Genomic DNA, 17,494 nt, shown 5'->3' with positions numbered 1-17,494 from the left:
GTGCATGGCCGGGTTCATTCAATCAACGTGCGGGCTGCACGGGCTGGGCCGGCAGGGGCGTGACGGTTTCGCGCAGGATGCCGCCGCCCATCACGCTGCCTTCGACGGTGGTGTGCGAGCCGCCCTTGACGCGGGCCTCGCACCCGGCCTGGTCGCCGGCCGGTTGCTCGTGGCAGCGCGTGAGCGCGTTGATGTCTTCGCGCCCGGCGCTGGGGCTGGTGAGGCCGTTGCGGCCCGCTTCCTGGCGTGCCGCGCGGGCTTCACGCAGGCACGAGGCCCGGTCTTGCTGCACGCCGTCGCAACTGGCGCGTTCCTTCTGCATCCGTGCGTCGGGTGCCTGGGCATTGGCCATGGGCGCCCCGAGGACGAAGAACCCTCCGGCCGCAATGAGGGCGGCGGCGGACAGGACGGAACGAACTCTTGTTGTCATGCGGACTCCTTGGTTGGGCCGCGTCCTCCGTGTGGGAAGTACGCGACCGGAGCCACAGTGTGATGCCGCCGGGAGCGGTGGGCCTGTGGGACAGCCGCACTGAAAGCGCGGGCTGTACGCGCCGTTCCGTGTGGGACGCGTCCCGCAGCACGGGCGCGGCGCGCGCCCTTCAGCCTGCCGCGATGCGCTGCGCGAGGTGAGCGAGCGCTTCCTCGACCTGATCGACCAGGATCAGCGAGAGGTCGCCCGGCTGCAGGCGGGCCAGCGCGGTGTCGATGGCGACGAATTCGCCGTGGATCTCGTCGATGTAGCGCGTGCGCGCCGCACCCTGCAGGCCCTGGCGCAGCAGCGCCATGACTTCGCCGTCGGCGCGGCCCCTTTGCGCCGCGTCCTGGTAGAGGATCACGTCGTCGAAGGCTTCGCCGAGGATGGCGGTCTGGTCGCGGATGTCGGAGTCGCGCCGGTCGCCCGCGCCGCTGATGACCACCGAGCGCTTGTTGGCCGGCATGGTGTCGACGGCCGAGACCAGCGCGCGCATGGCGTCGGTGTTGTGGCCGTAGTCGGCGATCACGGTGGCGCCGCGGTAGTCCATGACGTTGAAGCGCCCCGGCACGCCGGCCGCGTCGTTCATGAAGCTTGCGAGGCCGCTGCGGATGGTGTCCCAGTCGAGGCCCACGGCCCAGGCCGCGGCCACCGAGGCCATCACGTTGTCGACCTGGAAGCCGATGGTGCCGTTGCGCGTGATCGGCACGTCGCGCAGCGCGATGCGCTCGCGCCACGAGCCTTCGGCGGCGACCAGCGTATCCTGGTCGACATACACGGTGCGCTTGCCTTGTGCGCGGTGCGTGGCCATGACCGGGTGCATGCGGTCGGCGGTAAAGAAGATCACCTCGCCGGGGCAGCCCGACGCCATGGCCGCGACATTCACGTCGGCCGCGTTGAGCACCGCGTAGCCGTCGGCCGCCACGTTGCGCACGATGACGCGCTTGAGCACCGCGAGGTCTTCGACGGTGGTGATGTAGTTCAGGCCCAGGTGGTCGCCGCTGCCGATGTTGGTGACCACGGCCACCTGGCAGCGGTCGAAGCCGAGGCCTTCGCGCAGCACGCCGCCACGGGCGACTTCGAACACGGCCGCATCGACGTCGGGGTGCATCAGCACGTTGCGCGCGCTCTTGGGGCCGCTGCAGTCGCCGCTGTCGGTCTGCCGGCCGTCGACGTACACGCCGTCGGTGTTGGTCATGCCGGTGCGCAGGCCGCTCGAGGCAAGCAGGTGGTTGATGAGGCGCGCGGTGGTGGTCTTGCCGTTGGTGCCGGTCACGGCCACCACGGGGATGCGGCCGTCGTCGCCATGCGCGAACAGCGTGTCCATCACCGCTTCGCCCACGGCGCGGCCACGGCCGAACGAGGGCGAGATGTGCATGCGCAGGCCCGGCGCGGCATTGACCTCGACCACGCCGCCGTGTTGTTCTTCGAGCGGGCGCAGCACGTTCTCGCAGACCATGTCGACGCCGCAGATGTGCAGGCCGACCATCTGCGCCGCATCGACCGCGCGCGCGGCCACTTCGGGGTGCACGGTGTCGGTCACGTCGGTGGCGGTGCCGCCGGTGGACAGGTTCGCGTTGTTGCGCAGCACCACGCGCTGGCCGCGCGCGGGCACGCTGTCGGGCGTGAGGCCCTGGGCTTCGAGCCGGCCGATCGCGATGTCGTCCAGGCGGATCTTGGTGAGCGACGTGGCGTGGCCCTCGCCGCGGCGCGGATCGAGGTTGACGGTGTCGACCAGCTGGCGCACGGTGGCGCTGCCGTCGCCGATCACCTGCGGCGGATCGCGCCGGGCGGCGGCCACGAGGCGGTCGCCGACCACCAGCAGGCGGAAGTCGAAGCCCGGGAGAAACTTCTCGACCATCACCTCGCCGTACACGGCGGCCGAGTCGTAGGCCGCGAACAGCGCCTCGCGCGTGGTGATGTTGACCGTGACACCCTTGCCCTGGTTGCCGTCCTGCGGCTTGACCACGACCGGCAGGCCGATTTCTTCGGCGGCGACCCAGCCGTCTTCGGCGCTGCTGACGGGGCGGCCCAGCGGCACCGGCACGCCCGCGGCGTTGAGCAGCTGCTTGGTCAGTTCCTTGTCTTGCGCGATCGACTCGGCCACGCCGCTGGTGCTGTCGATTTCGGCGGCCTGGATGCGACGCTGCTTGGAGCCCCAGCCGAACTGCACGAGGCTGCCGCTGGTCAGGCGTCGATAGGGAATGCCGCGCGCCACGGCCGCATCGACGATGGAGCCGGTGCTCGGGCCCAGGCGCTCGGATTCGTCCAGGTCGCGCAGCTCGGCAATGGCGGCGTCGGCGTCGAAGGGGGTGTCGGCCTGCGCGGCGGCGATCAGCGCTTCGGCCAGCGCCAGCGCGCGGCGGCCCACGGCCTCTTCGCTGTACTGCACGGTGACCTGGTAGACGCCTTCGTCCGTCGTGGGGGCGGTGTGGCCGTAGTTGATGGCGCAGCCGGCCTGGGCCTGCAGTGCCACCGCGGCGTTTTCGAGCACGTGGGCCAATGCCAGCGGCTGGCCCAGCACCATCGGGTGCAGCTCGCCGATGGTGGGGAAGCGGGCGCGCAGGCGGGCCTCGAAACCGGCCAGCTTGCTGATGGCGTTTTCATCGCCTTCGCAGGCGACGACCGCCTCGACCGCGGTATGGCGGCTCCAGAGATTGGGCCCGCGAAGGGCGCGGATGCGGGTGACTTTCATGGGGCTACGGCTCGGTTCGCGGATTCTGTGGGGCGGCGGCTGCCTCGGTCGAGGCGGCCGCGCGCGTCATGCAAGTTGGTGTTGAAGGGGTTGCTGCGACATCGGCTGCGTCTGCGACAGCTGCAGCGACGCCAGTGCGGCCTGCAGGTCGGCCTCGAAGGCTTCGACGCCGGCGCCGATCAGGTTCAGCGGAATGCCCATGGCCCAGGCGGCGGCCACGGCGGCCAGCAGGCTTTCGAGGCTCACGCCGGCGTGGGTCGCGCGCCAGACCGTCAGTCGGCCCAGGCCCGGCAGGAAGGATTCGCTGTGGCCGCTGGCCAGCACCACGCGGTCTTGCCGCACCAGCACGGCCTTGCCGCCGGCGGCCTGGTGCGCGGTCAGGGCGGCGGCCTGCGGGTCGGCGCCATACAGGATGACGGCACCGTCGCACAGCGGCGCAAGGCCGGCCACGCGTGCGTCGTCGGCGTTCAGCACGGCCGTGCCTTCGCTGAGCACCACGTCGACCTGCGTGCGCAGCACCTTCACCATCTGGTCGCTCTCGGTGATGTCGTAGTCGGCCAGCGCTTCGGCGCCTTCGAGGTCGGTCACGACGCCGACTTCGCAGCGGTCGTAGGCCAGCCCGTCGCGCAGGATGGTCTCGGCGCCGTTCTCGATCACCACGGCCTCGACGGCGCGGTTCACCAGCAGGCGATGGCCGGCGTCCCAGTTGGCGCTGTCGCGCGCATCGACGCGGCGGCGCTCCAGGAAGAGGCCGTCGCGGCAGGCCAGGCCGGTGTGGCGGCCGCCCAGGTTGATCAGCCAGGCGATCAGGCGCGCCAGCACGGCGGTATCGCGCGAGCCGGCCACGCCGACCACGGGAATGCGGCCGGGCGCGTCGTTGGGGAACAGGTGGTCGCAGATGGCGCGGCCCACCGGGCGCGGCGAACCGACGGCCGGCTTCAGGTGCATCAGCAGGCCGGGGCCGGCGTTGACTTCGACGATCGCGCCGCCCTGCGGACCCAGCGGCTTGCTGATGTCGAGCGCCACCATGTCGATGCCGGCGATGTCCAGGCCGACCACGCGGGCGGCCAGCACGGCGGCGTGCGCGACTTCAGGGTGGACCTGGTCGGTGCAGTCGTTGGCCATGTTGCCGTTGCGCTGGATCGTGACCACGCGGCCGGCGGCGGGCACGGCCGCGCCGTCGAGGTCCTGGCGCTTGAGTTCGAGCTGCAGCTTGGCGTCGGTGGCCAGCACGATCAGGTCGAGCGGAAATTCTTCTTCGGCGCCGCGGCGCGGGTCGCTGTTGAGCTGCTTTTCGATGAGCTCGGCCACGGAGCTCTTGCCGTCGCCGGTCACGGTGATGATCTCGCCGCGCGCGGCCGCCACCACTTCGCCGCCCACCACCAGCAGGCGGTGCTCGTGACCACGGATGAAGCGCTCGACCATCACGTCGCTGCCTTCGGGCTCGGCAACCGCGAAGGCGGCGATGACTTCCTCGCGCGTGGTCAGCTCGAGTGACACGCCGCGGCCATGGTTGGCGTCCGATGGCTTCACGACCACGGGCAGGCCGATGTCTTCGGCGGCTTCCCAGGCTTCTTCGGCATTGGCCACCACCTGGCCTTCAGGCACGGGCACGCCGCAGCTGGCCAGGAGGGACTTGGTCAGTTCCTTGTCGCTGGCGATCGATTCGCCGATGGCGCTGGTGTAGTCGGTCTCGGCGGTCCAGATGCGCTGCTGGTTGGCGCCGTAGCCCAGCTGCACGAGGTTGCCGCTGTTCAGGCGCATGTGCGGGATGCCGCGGTCGGTGGCGGCGCTCACGATGGCGGCGGTGCTCGGGCCGAGGTAGCAGTCTTCGACCTTGGCCTTGACCGCATCGACCGCCTTCTGCACGTCGGCGGCGGTGAACGTGTCGTTGTTGATGGCGGCCATCAGCAGGCGGTGGCCTTCGGCCAGCGCCACCCGGGCCACCTGCTCGTCGCGTGCGCGGAACACCATGCGGTAGACGCCGTGCTCCGAGGTACTGCGGGTTTGCCCGAAGCCGGTCGGCATGCCGGCCAGGTTCAGAAGCTCGATGACGACGTGCTCGAGCACGTGGCCCGACCAGGTGCCTTCGGTCAGGCGCTGGATGAAGCCGCCGCGTTCACCCACGCCGCAGTGGTGCTCGATCAGCGCCGGCAGCAGGCCGGTCAGGCGGTCGGTGAAGCCGTCGATCTTGTTGGAGGGGTAATCCTCCAGCAGGCCCAGGTCGAGCCAGACTTCGAGCACCGGACGGTAGGTCCAGAGGTTGGGGCCGCGCAAATAATTGATGCGCAGCAGGCGGATGTCGTCGAAACGGGTCATGCAAACGTTCGATGTGCTTTGGCCGAGCACCACGGCGCCTTCAAGCGCGCCCATGGCGATCGGTCAGAATCGGCGCCCGACAAAGGGCGCCATGACGCGGTCCATGCGGCCCGCGACGGGCAAGAGTCAGAGAAACACAATGCAACATCACGATCCAGTCGGCACCCGGGAGGGCGGAACAGAGACGGCTTCAGAAGCTCTGAAAAACCGGCTCGCAGTCGCGGAAAACGTTCTGGTAATACTGTCGGTTGACCTCGACGACCAACTTCGCTTCGCTTCCGGCTTAGTCGCGCTGACTGACCAGCGGCTGATCGCCTGCGAACCCGGTGGCGAGTGGCGTGAGTGGCCGCTCACCGATCCGGCCCTCGAGCTGCGCCTTTCCGACCATTCCGGGGTCGGAACCCTCGATCTGACGGGGCCTGCCGGCCGGTTGGGGCGCTGGCGCTATACCCTGGCCAGCCAGGTGGCGGCCCTGCGCCTGCTCAAGCTTTTCGGCCAGCGCACGGCCGGTGTCGCCAAGGAGACACCCGAGGTCATCGACACCGTGGACGGCGACGACCCGGCCGCCGCCGATGCCGAACGCCAGTCCCCGCCTTCGACCTGGGTTTTGTTACGCCTTGGCCGTTTTGCCAAGCCGTACCGCAAGCAATTGATCGCCGGGTTTGTACTGACCCTGATCTCGACCGCCGCCACGCTGGTGCCGCCGTACCTGACCATCCCGCTGATGGACGACATCCTGATCCCGTTCCAGAACGGGCAGCAGATCGACTCGGGGCGCGTCGGGCTCTACCTTGGCGGCCTGCTGGGCGCCGCGCTGCTGGGCTGGGGGCTCGGCTGGGCCCGCACCTATCTGCTGGCGCTGGTGTCCGAACGCATCGGCGCCGACCTGCGCACCACCACCTACGAGCACCTGCTGACCCTGCCGCTCGACTATTTCGGCGGCAAGCGCACCGGCGACCTGATGGCGCGCATCGGCTCCGAAACCGACCGCATCAACGTCTTTCTGTCGCTGCACGCGCTCGATTTCGCCAATGACGTGCTGATGATCGTGATGACCGCCGGCATCCTGATCTCCATCAACCCGCTGCTGGCCATGGTCACGCTGGTGCCGCTGCCCTTCATCGCCTGGATGATCCACGTCGTGCGCGACCGCCTGCGCACGGGCTTCGAAAAGATCGACCGCGTCTGGTCAGAAGTGACGAACGTGCTGGCCGACACCATCCCCGGCATCCGCGTGGTGAAGGCCTTCGCGCAGGAACGCCGCGAAGCCGAGCGCTTCCGCGTCGCCAACGCCTACAACCTGCAGGTCAACGACAAGCTCAACCGCACGTGGTCGCTGTTCACGCCGACCGTGTCGCTGCTGACCGAAATCGGCCTGCTCGTGGTCTGGGCCTTCGGCATCTGGCAGGTGGCGCGCGGCAGCATCACCGTGGGTGTGCTCACCGCGTTCATCGCGTACATCGGGCGCTTCTACACGCGGCTCGACTCCATGAGCCGCATCGTCTCGGTCACGCAGAAGGCGGCGGCCGGCGCCAAGCGCATCTTCGACATCCTCGACCACGTGAGCAACGTGCCCGAGCCGGCCAACCCGGTGAAGGTCGAGCGCGTGCAGGGCCGCATCGAGATGAGCGGGCTGGGCTTCCGCTATGGCTCGCGCGCCGTGATCCACAACCTCGACCTCGTGATCGAGCCCGGCGAGATGATCGGCCTTGTCGGCCACAGCGGCTCGGGCAAGAGCACGCTGGTCAACCTGATCTGCCGCTTCTACGACGTGACCGACGGCGCCATCAAGGTCGACGGCACCGACATCCGCCGCTTCGCCGTGGCCGACTACCGGCGCCACGTGGGGCTGGTGCTGCAGGAGCCCTTCCTGTTCTTCGGCACCATCGCGCAGAACATCGCCTACGGCAAGCCCGACGCCACGCGCGAAGAGATCGTGGCCGCCGCGCGCGCCGCGCATGCGCACGACTTCATCCTGCGGCTGCAGCACGGCTACGACTCGCTGGTGGGCGAGCGCGGGCAGGGCCTGTCGGGCGGCGAGCGCCAGCGCATCAGCATTGCGCGCGCGCTGCTGATCGACCCGCGCATCCTCATCCTCGACGAGGCTACCTCGGCCGTGGACACCGAAACCGAAAAAGAAATCCAGAAGGCGCTCGACAACCTCGTGCAGGGCCGCACCACCATCGCCATCGCGCACCGCCTGTCGACGCTGCGCAAGGCCGACCGGCTCGTGGTCATGGACCGCGGCGAAGTGGTCGAGGTCGGGCCGCACGACGCCTTGATGGCGAAGCAGGGCGCCTATTGGCGGCTCTACCAGGCGCAATTGCGCCAGGGCGACGACGATGCGAGCGAAGGCGCCGCCGACGAGCGCGCGGGCGCGCAGGCGCCGCTGGTGATCAGCCACGCAGCCCATCCGGCGGGGGACGCATGACCGACATCACCATCACAAACACCCCACAGGCCTTCGAACTCGACCGCGACGCCTTCGGCCGCCTCGTGCTGACCGACGCGCAGGGCGAGCGCCATGTCGGCGTGACGCCCGTGCGCGCCTTTCCGCTCAGCGCACCCGGCGAGGGCCTGTCGCTGGTCGGCAGCGATGGCCGCGAACTGGTCTGGATCGACCGCGTCGAGCTACTTGCGGCACCGGCGCGCGCGCTGCTCGAACAGGAACTGGCGGTGCGCGACTTCGCGCCCACGCTGCTGCGCCTGCACGGCGTGTCGAGCTTCGGCGTGCCCAGCACCTGGACCATCAGCACCGACCGTGGCGACACCACGTTCGTGCTCAAGGCCGAGGAAGACATCCGCCGGCTCGAAGGCGGTGCGCTGCTGATCGCCAGCGCGCACGGCGTGCAGTTCCGCATTCCGGATGTGAAGACGCTCGACCGGGCCTCGCGCAAGCTGCTCGAGCGCTTTCTCTGACCTTCCAACAAAAAAGCCCCGAGCCTTTTCAGGGGCCGGGGCCATGCGCGAAACACCGCGCAACACCATGCAATCGGGGCTGAACCCGGTCAGTCGAGCAGGTCGGAGTAGTCGCCGCGCTCGTAGCCTTCCACGGCCTTCCACGGCAGTGTCTTTGGCGCGGGGATGACCGAAGCGGTCATCACGTTGATCGACGTGCCGCGCGCATTGCGCTGCTCGATCTTGCGCGCGTAGCGGCCGGCCGTGTCCCAATCGATGCGCAGCGTGCCTGCGCCCTGCTGCAGCTCGTAGCGCTGCACGCCCTTGCCGGCCGCGCCGAGATTCTTCATGCGCGCCAGGCTGGCCGGATCGACCAGCCAGTACGAGTTGGCCCACGAGCCGCTGTAGCCGACGTTGCCGTAGTTGGCGGCATCGATCTCGATCAGCTTGCGCTGCTCGCGCAGCACCATGCCCACTTCCACCTTGCCGGCGGCATCGCGGCGCACCCACAGCGGGGCGGCCGTGTTGTCCGCGTGCGCATGGCCGATGTGCACCTTGCCCTCGCGGGCTTCGTGGTCGTGGTCTTCGCGCAGCGCGGGCGGCAGCTCGCGCTCGACCCACACCGAGCCGGCGCGGCGGAACATCAGGTCGGCGTAGCGGCTGTCGCGCTGCACGCCGTCCTTGCCGATCGACATCATGTGGTGCTGGATGCGCAGGTTCTGGTCGGGCGCCGCGGCATCGCCCGCGGCGCTGGCCGCCAGCGGGAAGGCCACCAGGGCCGTGGCCGCCAGCAGCGTCTTGAGCGTCATGGATGCCGTCACAGGCCGGCCGCTTCCTTGACCTTGTTGAACACCTTGGTGTTTTCCATGGTGCCCTTGAAGATCTTCGAGCCCGCGCCGCCGGCGAAGAGCATCACGTCGCCGCCGCCGTGGGTTTCCGAGCCGGGCGTGCCGAGGTTGATGCCGACTTCCTGGAGGAAGTTGTCGTCGGTCGTATCGACCGTGGTCAGGTCGTCACGCACCAGTCCGCGCGCGGGGGCGATCCACTTCTTGTTGCCGTCTTCTGGGTTGACGTCGCTACCCGGCGTCGCGTTGGGCCGGCCACCGTTGCCGAAAACCAGCGTGGTGTAGGGCTTGCCGTCCTTGTCCTTCGTGGGCTTGCCGTCGGCATAGCCGTTGACCAGGCCGAGGATCGGGTTGCCGATCTTCGGATAGCCGTTGAAGGCGATCGCATGGTCGTGGTCGGCCGTGACCACCACCAGCGTGTTCTTCAGGCCCGGGTCCTTCTTGTTCATGTAGTCGAGTGCGGTCTGGATGGCCGCGTCGAAGGCCAGCGTGTCTTCCAGCGCGCGCTTGGCGTTGGTGCCGTGCAGCGCATGGTCGATGCGGCCGCCTTCCACCATCAGGAAGAAACCCTTGTCGTTCTTGCTGAGCACGCCAAGCGCCTTCTCGGTCATGTCCGACAGGCTGGGTTGGTCGAGGTTCTGCTTGACGCGGTCCAGTTCATACGCCATCTCGCTTTGCGAGAACAGGCCCAGCAGCTTGCCCGTCGCGGCCGGGTCGATGGCCTTGAGCTTGGTGCCGGTGTCGACATAAGCGTAGCCCTTGGCCTGCATCGCGGCCACGAGGTCCACGCCGTCCGTGCGCTTGCTGCTTGGGTTGCCGGGCTTCGGCAGGTAGTTGCGCTGGCCGCCACCCATCAGCACGTCGACGCCGTCGAGCAGCTTCGGGTTGTAGTTGGCATGGCCCGGCACGCTCTGCTCGGCAATGGTGTTGTAGCCGTTGCGGTTGCAGATGTGCGCATAGGTGGTGGCCGGCGTGGCGTGGCCCACGCGCGTGGTCGACACGGCGCCCACCGCGCGGCCCTTGGCCTTGGCCAGCTCGAGCAGCGTTTCGGCCGCCTTGCCGTTGGTCGGCGCGCAGGTGGTGTCTTCGCCGTTGATGTACTGCTTGCCGGTGCTGTCGACCGCGACGGTGTCGCTCGACATGGAGATCACCTCGTTGCGCATCTTCACGCCGGTCATGTAGGCGGCCATCGAGGGTGCGCTGTCGGTGGTCTGGCCGTCGAGCGAATAGGTCTTCACGCGCGCCGCGTAGGGCAGCGACTGCATGACGAGGTTGGCGCGCTCGGGGCTCACCAGCGAGCCGGGCTTGGCCGCCAGTTGCTTTTCGCCCTTGTAGATGCGCGCGGCGGTCACGGTGACGGGGCCCATGCCATCGCCGAGGAAGAAGATGACGTTCTTGGCTTCGCCAGCGGCGTGCGCGCTGCCGGCCAGGGTGCCGGCGGCGGCGCAGACGAGCGCGGCGGCCAGGCGGGTTTTGCGGGTGATGCGGTTCATGGTCGTGTTCATGGTTGTGTTCGTCGGTGTGTGCGGGTTGCGCTTCACAGGCCGATCGCCTTCTTGATCAGGCCGAACACGTCGGTGTTGGTGATGACGCCGGAGAAGTTGTCGGCGCCCAGGCCTTGCGCGCCGAGGAACACGTCGGCGCCGCCGTGGGTTTCGGAGTCGCTGCTCGGATCCATCGGGATCACCGCTTCCTGCTGGTAGTTGGGTTTGTCCAGATCCGACTCGACGATGGGGACGTCGCGTGCGTTGCGGAAGGGGCCATTGCCGAAGCCGATGATGGTGTACGGCTTCCCGCCCACGTCCTTGCTGGTCTTGCTGTTGTCCACGTAGTCCTTCACCAGGCCCAGCACGCCCGGCTTGCCCGGCTCGGTCTTGCCGGTGCGCGCGGCATAGCCGTTGAGCTGCAGCGTGTGGTCGTGGTCGGCCGTGACCACCACCAGCGTGTTCTTCAGGCCCGGGTCGATGGCCTGCATCTTGTCGAGCGCGAGCTTGATGGCGTCGTCGAAGGCGCCGGTGTCCTGCAGCGCGCGGCGGGCGTTGGTGGCGTGCAGCGCATGGTCGATGCGGCCGCCTTCCACCATCAGGAAGAAGCCCTTCTTGCGCGCGGCCAGCGCGTCGATGGCCTTGCCGGTCATCTCGGCGATGCTGGGTTCCTTGGTGGGATCGCGGTCGAGGTCATAGGCCATGTGGCTCTTGGTGAAGAGGCCGGCGATCTTGGTGCTGCCGTCTATGGGCAGCTTGTCGAATTCGGTCTTGCTGGTGGCGTAGCTGTACTTGGCCGTCTTCAGTTCGGCGGTCAGGTCGCGGCCGTCGTTGCGCTTGCCGCTCTTTTCCTTGGGCAGGAAGTAGTCCGTACCGCCGCCGAAGAACACGTCGATGCCGTCACCCAGCTTGGCGTTGTAGCCCGCGCCGCCCGGCACCAGCGCCGCGGCGATGGTGTTCTCGGCATCGCGGTGGCACACGTGCGAATACGTGGCCGCCGGCGTGGCGTGCGTGATGCGCGTGGTGGTCACCACGCCGGTCGCATAGCCCTTGGCCTTGCTCTGCTCCAGCAGCGTTTCCACGGCCTGGCCGTTGCCCGAGGGGCAGGTGCTGTCGAAGTTGACGTGGTAGGCCTTGCCCGAGGCGTCGGTGGCCTTGGTCTCGGGGCTCATCGAGATGACTTCGTTGTTCATCTTGACGCCGGTCATGTAGGCCGACATCGAAGGCGCGCTGTCGGTCACCTGGGCGTCGTTCGAGTAGGTGTGGACGAAGGCCGTCTCGGGCAGCGTGTCCATCGTCAGGTCGCCGTCTTCGCCGACCTTGTAGATGCGTGCAGCGGTCATCGTGGTGATGCCCATGCCATCGCCCAGGAAGAAGATGACGTTCTTCTGCGGCGCCTGCGCCGCGGGCGGCGGCGTGGTGGGCGGCGGGACGAGCGGCAAGAGCGTCGGGCCGTGGCTGCTGCCGCCGCAAGCGGTCAGCAGCAGTGAAAAGCCCAGCAGGGCTGGGGCGATGTAGCGTTGGGTCATGCAAATCCCTCGGATGGTTGTTCGAGCGGTGCGCGCGCTGCGCACCATTTCTGGAGATGCAATCTAAAGACGTCAAATGACCCGTCCGTGACGAGACGAAAGCAGAATGAAAGTTCTGTCTTTTTTTCGAAATAAAGGCGCGGGCTGTCTTCGGCGCGTCATGTGCGCCGGCTAGCGCGTGCGGCTCGGCATGCGCTGATGCGACCTGGCCAGACCCGGCCCGATGCGCCTCAGCGCGACACGAACCAGCGCAGCGTCACCGCGCCCGCCGCGGCCGCCACGCCGCTCACCAGCGCGCCCCAGCCGATGTCGATGAACGTCAGGCCCAGCGGCCAGTTGCGGATCACCGCGAGGTTGGTCAGGTCGTAGGTGCCATAGCAGAACAGGCCGAACAGGCCGCCCAGCACCGTCGCGCGCGTGAGGCTCTGCGCCTCGACGCCCGGCACGACCGCGAAGATCAGCAGCCCGACCGGGTACAGCAGGTAGAACAGCGCCGCGAAGGCCAGCCTGGGCTGCGGCGACATCAGCTCGCCCATGGCCTGCTGGTACATGCCCTTGGCGAAGAAGCCGAGCCAGGCCATGTCGATCACCAGCAGCACCGCGAAGGTGACGGCCCATGCAGCCAAGTGTTTGGTGCTCATCCGCGGGATCGTATCCGTGCCCGTGGCGCCGCCTGCGAAAATCGCGCATTTGGACTACAACGGCCCGGCCGTTGACGCACATGCCCCTGCACACCACCGCCCTCGTTCTCTTTTCCGGCGGCCAGGACTCGACCACCTGCCTGGCCGATGCGCTCTCGAAGTACCAGCGCGTCGAAACCCTGGGCTTCGACTATGGGCAGCGCCACCGCGTCGAGCTCGACGTGCGCGGCACCATCCTCGCGAAGATGCGCGAGCGCTTTCCCGACTGGGCGCCGCGCCTGGGCGAAGACCATGTGCTCACGCTCGCGGCACTGGCCCAGCTCGGCGGCTCCTCGCTGACTGAAGAAGTCGCCTTCGCCATGCAGGCCGACGGCCTGCCCAACACCTTCGTGCCGGGGCGCAACCTGCTGTTCCTGACGCTGGCCGGCGCGCTGGCCTACCGGCGCGGGCTGCAGGTGATCGTCACCGGCGTCTGCGAGACCGACTTCTCGGGCTACCCCGACTGCCGCGACGACACCATGAAGGCCATGCAGCTCGCGTTGTCGCTCGGGCTGGAGCGCCGCCTCGTGATCGAGACGCCGCTCATGTGGATCGACAAGGCCGAGACCTGGCAGATGGCCCACCGCCTGGGCGGCGAGCCGCTGGTCGATCTGATCGTGGAAGAAACCCACACCTGCTACCTCGGCGACCGCGAGCATCGCCAGGCCTGGGGCTACGGCTGCGGCGAATGCCCCGCCTGCGACCTGCGCAAGAAGGGCTGGGAGCGCTACGCCGCGGCGGGCTGAGCCGCCGTGTTCAGGCGGTAGCGCGCACCGCCGTCGCCGGCCGTGCCGCCGGTGCGCGGCACCAGCGCCCAGCGCTGGTTGTGAAAGTCGCCCACGGCCGCGCGGTGCGCGATCGACACCATCGCACCGCCCGCGGCCTGCACCGTGGCCGCGAGGCGCTTGTACAGCACGCTTTCGGCCTCGGCATCGAGCGCGCTCGTGATCTCGTCGGCGAACAGCCATGCCGGTTTTCGCAGCAGCACGCGGGCAATCGCCAGGCGCTGCTGCTCGCCGCCCGAGAGCTTCTGGCTCCAGGCGTCGCTGTCGTCGAGGCGGTTGGCAAGCTCGGGCAGCAGGGCGTCGGCAAGGGCCTGGCGCAACTGGTCGTCGCTGTAGTTCGAGGCCGCGTTCGGGTACGTCAACGCATCGCGCAGCTTGCCGTCGGGCACGTAGGGGCGCTGCGGCATGAACATCGCGTCGCCGGGCACTTGCACATGCCCGCGCGAGAAAGGCCAGATGCCCGCGAAGGAGCGGAACAGCGTCGACTTGCCGCTGCCCGAAGGCCCCTGCAGCAGCACGCTGTCGCCGGGCGCCACGGACAGCGCAGCGCCGGCAAGCAGCGGCGTGCCGTTGGGCAGGGCCACCCCGAGGTCGTCGGTGTGCAGGACTGTGGCCGGGTCGCGCTGCAGTTCGTTGTCGCGCGTGGCGTGGGCCTTCATGGCGTCGTCGAAGCTGGTCAGGCGGTCGGTGGTGGCGCGCCACACGGCCACGCTGTCGTAGTTGTCGACGAACCAGCTCAGCGACTCCTGCACCTTGCCGAAGGCCGAGACGATCTGCATCAGGTGGCCGAGCTGGATCGAGCCGCCGAAATACTGCTGCGCCCCGACGATGAACGGAAAGATCACCGCCGCCTGGCCGAAGAACGAGGTGAAGGTCACCAGATTCTTCTGCTGCTTGATGAGCAGCAGGTAGTTGCGCAGCACGTCGCCGAAGCGCAGGTTGAGCTGGCCGCTCTCGACCTTCTCGCCATGGTCGAGCGCGATGGCTTCGCTGTACTCGCGCACGCGCACCAGGTGATGCCGGAAGTCGGCCTCGAAGCGCTGCTGCCTGAAGTTCAGCCCGATCAGCGGACGGCCGATGAAATGCGTGACCACGGTGCCCACGATCGAATACCCCAGCGCCAGCCAGACCATCGCGCCGACGATCTGGTAGGTGGTGCCGCCGGCCGTGAACGAGAAATTGCCCGACAGCGTCCAGAGCAGGCCGATGAAGCTCAGCAGCGTGACCACGGCGTTCAGCAGGCCCATCGAGAGCGACATCGTGGCGCTGGTGAACATCTGCATGTCTTCCTGGATACGCTGGTCGGGGTTGTCCGGCGCGGTGCCGTCCTTGCCGGCGTAGCGCGCCAGCTCCAGGTGATAGAAGGTGCGGTCCGCCATCCAGCGCGACAGGTAGCTGCGCGTCATCCAGGTGCGCCAGCGCAGCTGCAGCAACTGCGTCACATAGAACTTGAGCACCTGCACCGCGATGTTGAAGAAGGCGATCCAGCCGAACACCCGCACCTCGCGCCAGAAGGCGACCACGTCCTTGGTCTGCAGCGCGTCGTAGAAGCGCCCGTACCACTCGTTGCCGAGCACCGCCACGTAGACGTAGAAAAGGTTGAGGGCAATGATCCCCGCCAGCATGGCGCGCGCCCGCCATTTCTCCTCTGACCGGAAGTAGGGCGCCGCGAGCGTGAAGACGCGGCGCAGGACCTGGATGAACGAGCTGGCGCGCGCTGTGACGGATGAAGGCATTCGGGTTTCCTCGCAGGCGCGGGTGCGCCGGTCATCGTGAGGAACCCATCGTAGACAAATGTTTCTTAAACGGAACTGAAATGCCGCCGGGGAAACCCCCGGCATCCAGGGCGCCCGAAGTGCCCCGGGGCGCCCGTACACCCGCTCAGTGCAGCATGATCCGCGCCGCCGTCGCCAGGAAGTGCGCCAGCGTCGGCGTCTTGAGCCCTTCGACCTTCGCTTCCTCGTCCCACAGCCGCAGGCGCACCGCATCGGCGGCCCAGCGGTGGCCGGCAAAGCGCGCCGCGGCTTCCTCGTCCATCACGCCGCCCTGCAGTGCCAGGCTGCGCACCGAGTCGGGCGAGAGCTTCGAGAAATAGTCCGGCCGCGTGGCGCACAGGTAGCGCTTGGCGTCCACGTGCAGCCGGATCGGCTCGCGCACCTCGACGTCGAACGCACCGCGCAGCAAGGGCAGGGCGATGTACTGGTGGCGGTCGTCGATGCCCAGCTCGGTGGGCGAGTGCGACAGCGTCTGGTGCTCGGCGATCAGCAGGTGCCCCAGGTCGTGCAGCAGCGCGGCCGTGACCAGCGCGTCGCTCGCGCCGGCCTGCTCCGCAAGCCACGCGCATTGCAGCGCGTGCTCGAGCTGCGTCACCGGCTCGCCCGCGTACGCGACCCCGCCCCGTTCGGCGAACAGGCGAGCGATCTCGGCGAGGTCGAGTGTCATGAAAGTGAAACGGAGCGAACGAGCGAAGCCAAACCACAGGTGACAGCCCGCCAAGTCTGCCGGGAGGCGGTGACACGCGGATGACGGAATCGCCGCAAAAACCGTCAGCCATGGGCGCCATTTTGGGGATTTGTGTTTTTTTGAGGCGTCTGACAAATCCCTGTCACATGCCGCTGCCAGCATCGCCGCATTCGTCACCACACGGGGCTTGCGTACTTTCGTTTGCCTGTTCGTGTGTCCCGCATTGCGCTCTTCTTTCTTCTTTCCACCTAGGGAATCTCCACCATGCTGCATCGTCAACTCCGCCGCGCCATCGTGCCGGCCGTCCTGTTCTCGCTGGCCTTTGCCGCATCGGCCCAAGGCCGCACCGAACTGCTGGTCTACACCGCGCTCGAAGCCGACCAGGTGCAGGCCTACAAGGCCGCCTTCGAAAAGGAAAACCCGACCATCGAGCTGAAGTTCGTGCGCGACTCGACCGGCATCGTCACCGCCAAGCTGCTGGCCGAAAAGGCCAACCCGCAGGCCGACGTGGTGTGGGGCCTGGCCGCCACCTCGCTGATGCTGCTCGACAAGGAAGGCATGCTCCAGCCCTACGCGCCCAAGGGCCTGGACGCCATCAAGCCGACCATGCGCGATGCCTCCAACCCGCCCAAGTGGGTCGGCATGGACGTGTGGTCGTCGGCCATCTGCTTCAACACCGCCGAAGCCACCAAGAAGAACCTGCCCAAGCCCACCAGCTGGGCCGACCTGACCAACCCGGTCTACAAGGGCCAGATCACCATGCCCAACCCCGCGGCATCGGGTACCGGCTACCTGATGGTGTCGGGCTGGATCCAGATGATGGGTGAAGAGAAGGCGTGGAAGTACATGGACGCGCTGCACCAGAACATCGGCATCTACAGCCAGTCGGGCAGCAAGCCCTGCCGCCAGGCCGGCGCCGGCGAGTTCGCGCTCGGCATGTCCTTCGAATACCGCGCCAACAAGACCAAGCGCGACGGCGCACCCATCGACATCGTGCTGCCCAAGGAAGGCCTGGGCTGGGACATGGAAGCCACCGGCATCATCAAGACCAGCAAGAAGCAGGAAGCCGCCAAGGCGCTCGCCGACTGGGCCGTCACCAAGCAGGCCAACGAGCTGTACGCGAAGAACTTCGCCGTGCTCGCGCTGCCGGGCATCCAGGAAAAGCTCGAATTCGTGCCGGGCGACGTCGAGAAGCTGCTCGCCAAGAACGACTTCAACTGGGCTGCAGCCAACCGCGACCGCATCCTGACGGAGTGGTCCAAGCGCTACGAGTCCAAGTCGGAAAAGAAGCCACTCTGATTGCACTGAAGCCAAGCGGTATCCG

General features: G+C 68.0%; 13 protein-coding genes. 4 read left to right on the top strand and 9 right to left on the bottom strand.

All coding sequences use genetic code 11. The features are described from left to right. Positions 1-22: 22 nt before the first annotated feature. From ACGLHS_RS17495 to cphA (ACGLHS_RS17485), 3 genes are all read right to left on the bottom strand, one after another. Complete coding sequence (locus ACGLHS_RS17495) at positions 23-430, bottom strand: hypothetical protein (RefSeq protein WP_093245233.1); 408 nt, start codon at positions 428-430, stop codon at positions 23-25. Positions 431-599: 169 nt separating this feature from the next. Beyond that, positions 600-3,167: a cyanophycin synthetase gene (cphA, locus tag ACGLHS_RS17490; protein ID WP_394481695.1), complete on the bottom strand. Its 2,568-nt coding sequence runs from the start codon at positions 3,165-3,167 to the stop codon at positions 600-602. A 66-nt stretch (positions 3,168-3,233) separates the two neighbouring features. Then, positions 3,234-5,540, bottom strand: a complete 2,307-nt coding sequence (cphA, locus tag ACGLHS_RS17485; RefSeq protein ID WP_394481693.1) for a cyanophycin synthetase — start codon at positions 5,538-5,540, stop codon at positions 3,234-3,236. A gap of 85 nt (positions 5,541-5,625) precedes the next feature. Here cphA (ACGLHS_RS17485) and ACGLHS_RS17480 point away from each other — a divergent pair, with 85 nt between their 5' ends. Both ACGLHS_RS17480 and ACGLHS_RS17475 read left to right on the top strand, forming a co-directional pair. Continuing rightward, on the top strand, positions 5,626-7,917 hold the full coding sequence (locus ACGLHS_RS17480; RefSeq protein ID WP_394481691.1) for an ABC transporter ATP-binding protein: 2,292 nt from the start codon (positions 5,626-5,628) through the stop codon (positions 7,915-7,917). Beyond that, complete coding sequence (locus ACGLHS_RS17475) at positions 7,914-8,405, top strand: DUF1854 domain-containing protein (protein WP_394481689.1); 492 nt, start codon at positions 7,914-7,916, stop codon at positions 8,403-8,405. The genes ACGLHS_RS17480 and ACGLHS_RS17475 overlap by 4 nt, the downstream gene beginning before the upstream one ends. An 89-nt stretch (positions 8,406-8,494) precedes the next feature. Here ACGLHS_RS17475 and ACGLHS_RS17470 read toward each other — a convergent pair whose 3' ends face one another. The 4 genes from ACGLHS_RS17470 to ACGLHS_RS17455 all read right to left on the bottom strand — a co-directional run bounded on the left by ACGLHS_RS17470 (position 8,495) and on the right by ACGLHS_RS17455 (position 12,883). Then, complete coding sequence (locus tag ACGLHS_RS17470; protein ID WP_394481687.1) at positions 8,495-9,205, bottom strand: hypothetical protein; 711 nt, start codon at positions 9,203-9,205, stop codon at positions 8,495-8,497. Then, on the bottom strand, positions 9,202-10,734 hold the full coding sequence (locus ACGLHS_RS17465; protein ID WP_394481685.1) for an alkaline phosphatase: 1,533 nt from the start codon (positions 10,732-10,734) through the stop codon (positions 9,202-9,204). The genes ACGLHS_RS17470 and ACGLHS_RS17465 overlap by 4 nt, the downstream gene beginning before the upstream one ends. A 32-nt stretch (positions 10,735-10,766) precedes the next feature. After that, positions 10,767-12,242, bottom strand: a complete 1,476-nt coding sequence (locus ACGLHS_RS17460; RefSeq protein WP_394481683.1) for an alkaline phosphatase — start codon at positions 12,240-12,242, stop codon at positions 10,767-10,769. 230 nt (positions 12,243-12,472) lie between these two features. Beyond that, positions 12,473-12,883, bottom strand: coding sequence for a DUF2177 family protein (locus ACGLHS_RS17455; protein ID WP_394481681.1), 411 nt, complete (start codon positions 12,881-12,883; stop codon positions 12,473-12,475). An 80-nt stretch (positions 12,884-12,963) separates the two neighbouring features. On the opposite strand from ACGLHS_RS17455, the gene queC reads away from it, so the two are divergent. Beyond that, complete coding sequence (queC, locus tag ACGLHS_RS17450) at positions 12,964-13,668, top strand: 7-cyano-7-deazaguanine synthase QueC (protein ID WP_093245555.1); 705 nt, start codon at positions 12,964-12,966, stop codon at positions 13,666-13,668. On the opposite strand, the gene ACGLHS_RS17445 is transcribed toward queC, so the two are convergent. Both ACGLHS_RS17445 and ACGLHS_RS17440 read right to left on the bottom strand, forming a co-directional pair. Next, a complete protein-coding gene (locus ACGLHS_RS17445) occupies positions 13,650-15,443 on the bottom strand; it encodes an ABC transporter ATP-binding protein/permease (RefSeq protein ID WP_394481679.1) in 1,794 nt (597 codons plus the stop codon). The genes queC and ACGLHS_RS17445 overlap by 19 nt on opposite strands. A 145-nt stretch (positions 15,444-15,588) precedes the next feature. Next, positions 15,589-16,149, bottom strand: coding sequence for a phosphonate degradation HD-domain oxygenase (locus ACGLHS_RS17440; protein ID WP_093245259.1), 561 nt, complete (start codon positions 16,147-16,149; stop codon positions 15,589-15,591). Between the two features lie 285 nt (positions 16,150-16,434). Here ACGLHS_RS17440 and ACGLHS_RS17435 point away from each other — a divergent pair, with 285 nt between their 5' ends. Next, on the top strand, positions 16,435-17,469 hold the full coding sequence (locus ACGLHS_RS17435) for a putative 2-aminoethylphosphonate ABC transporter substrate-binding protein (RefSeq protein ID WP_394481676.1): 1,035 nt from the start codon (positions 16,435-16,437) through the stop codon (positions 17,467-17,469). Positions 17,470-17,494 lie beyond the last annotated feature (25 nt).

Origin of the sequence: Variovorax sp. VaC1 (assembly GCF_043658315.1) — a bacterium.
Taxonomy (GTDB): domain Bacteria; phylum Pseudomonadota; class Gammaproteobacteria; order Burkholderiales; family Burkholderiaceae_C; genus Variovorax.
This window is presented reverse-complemented; position numbering and strand designations above follow the sequence as displayed.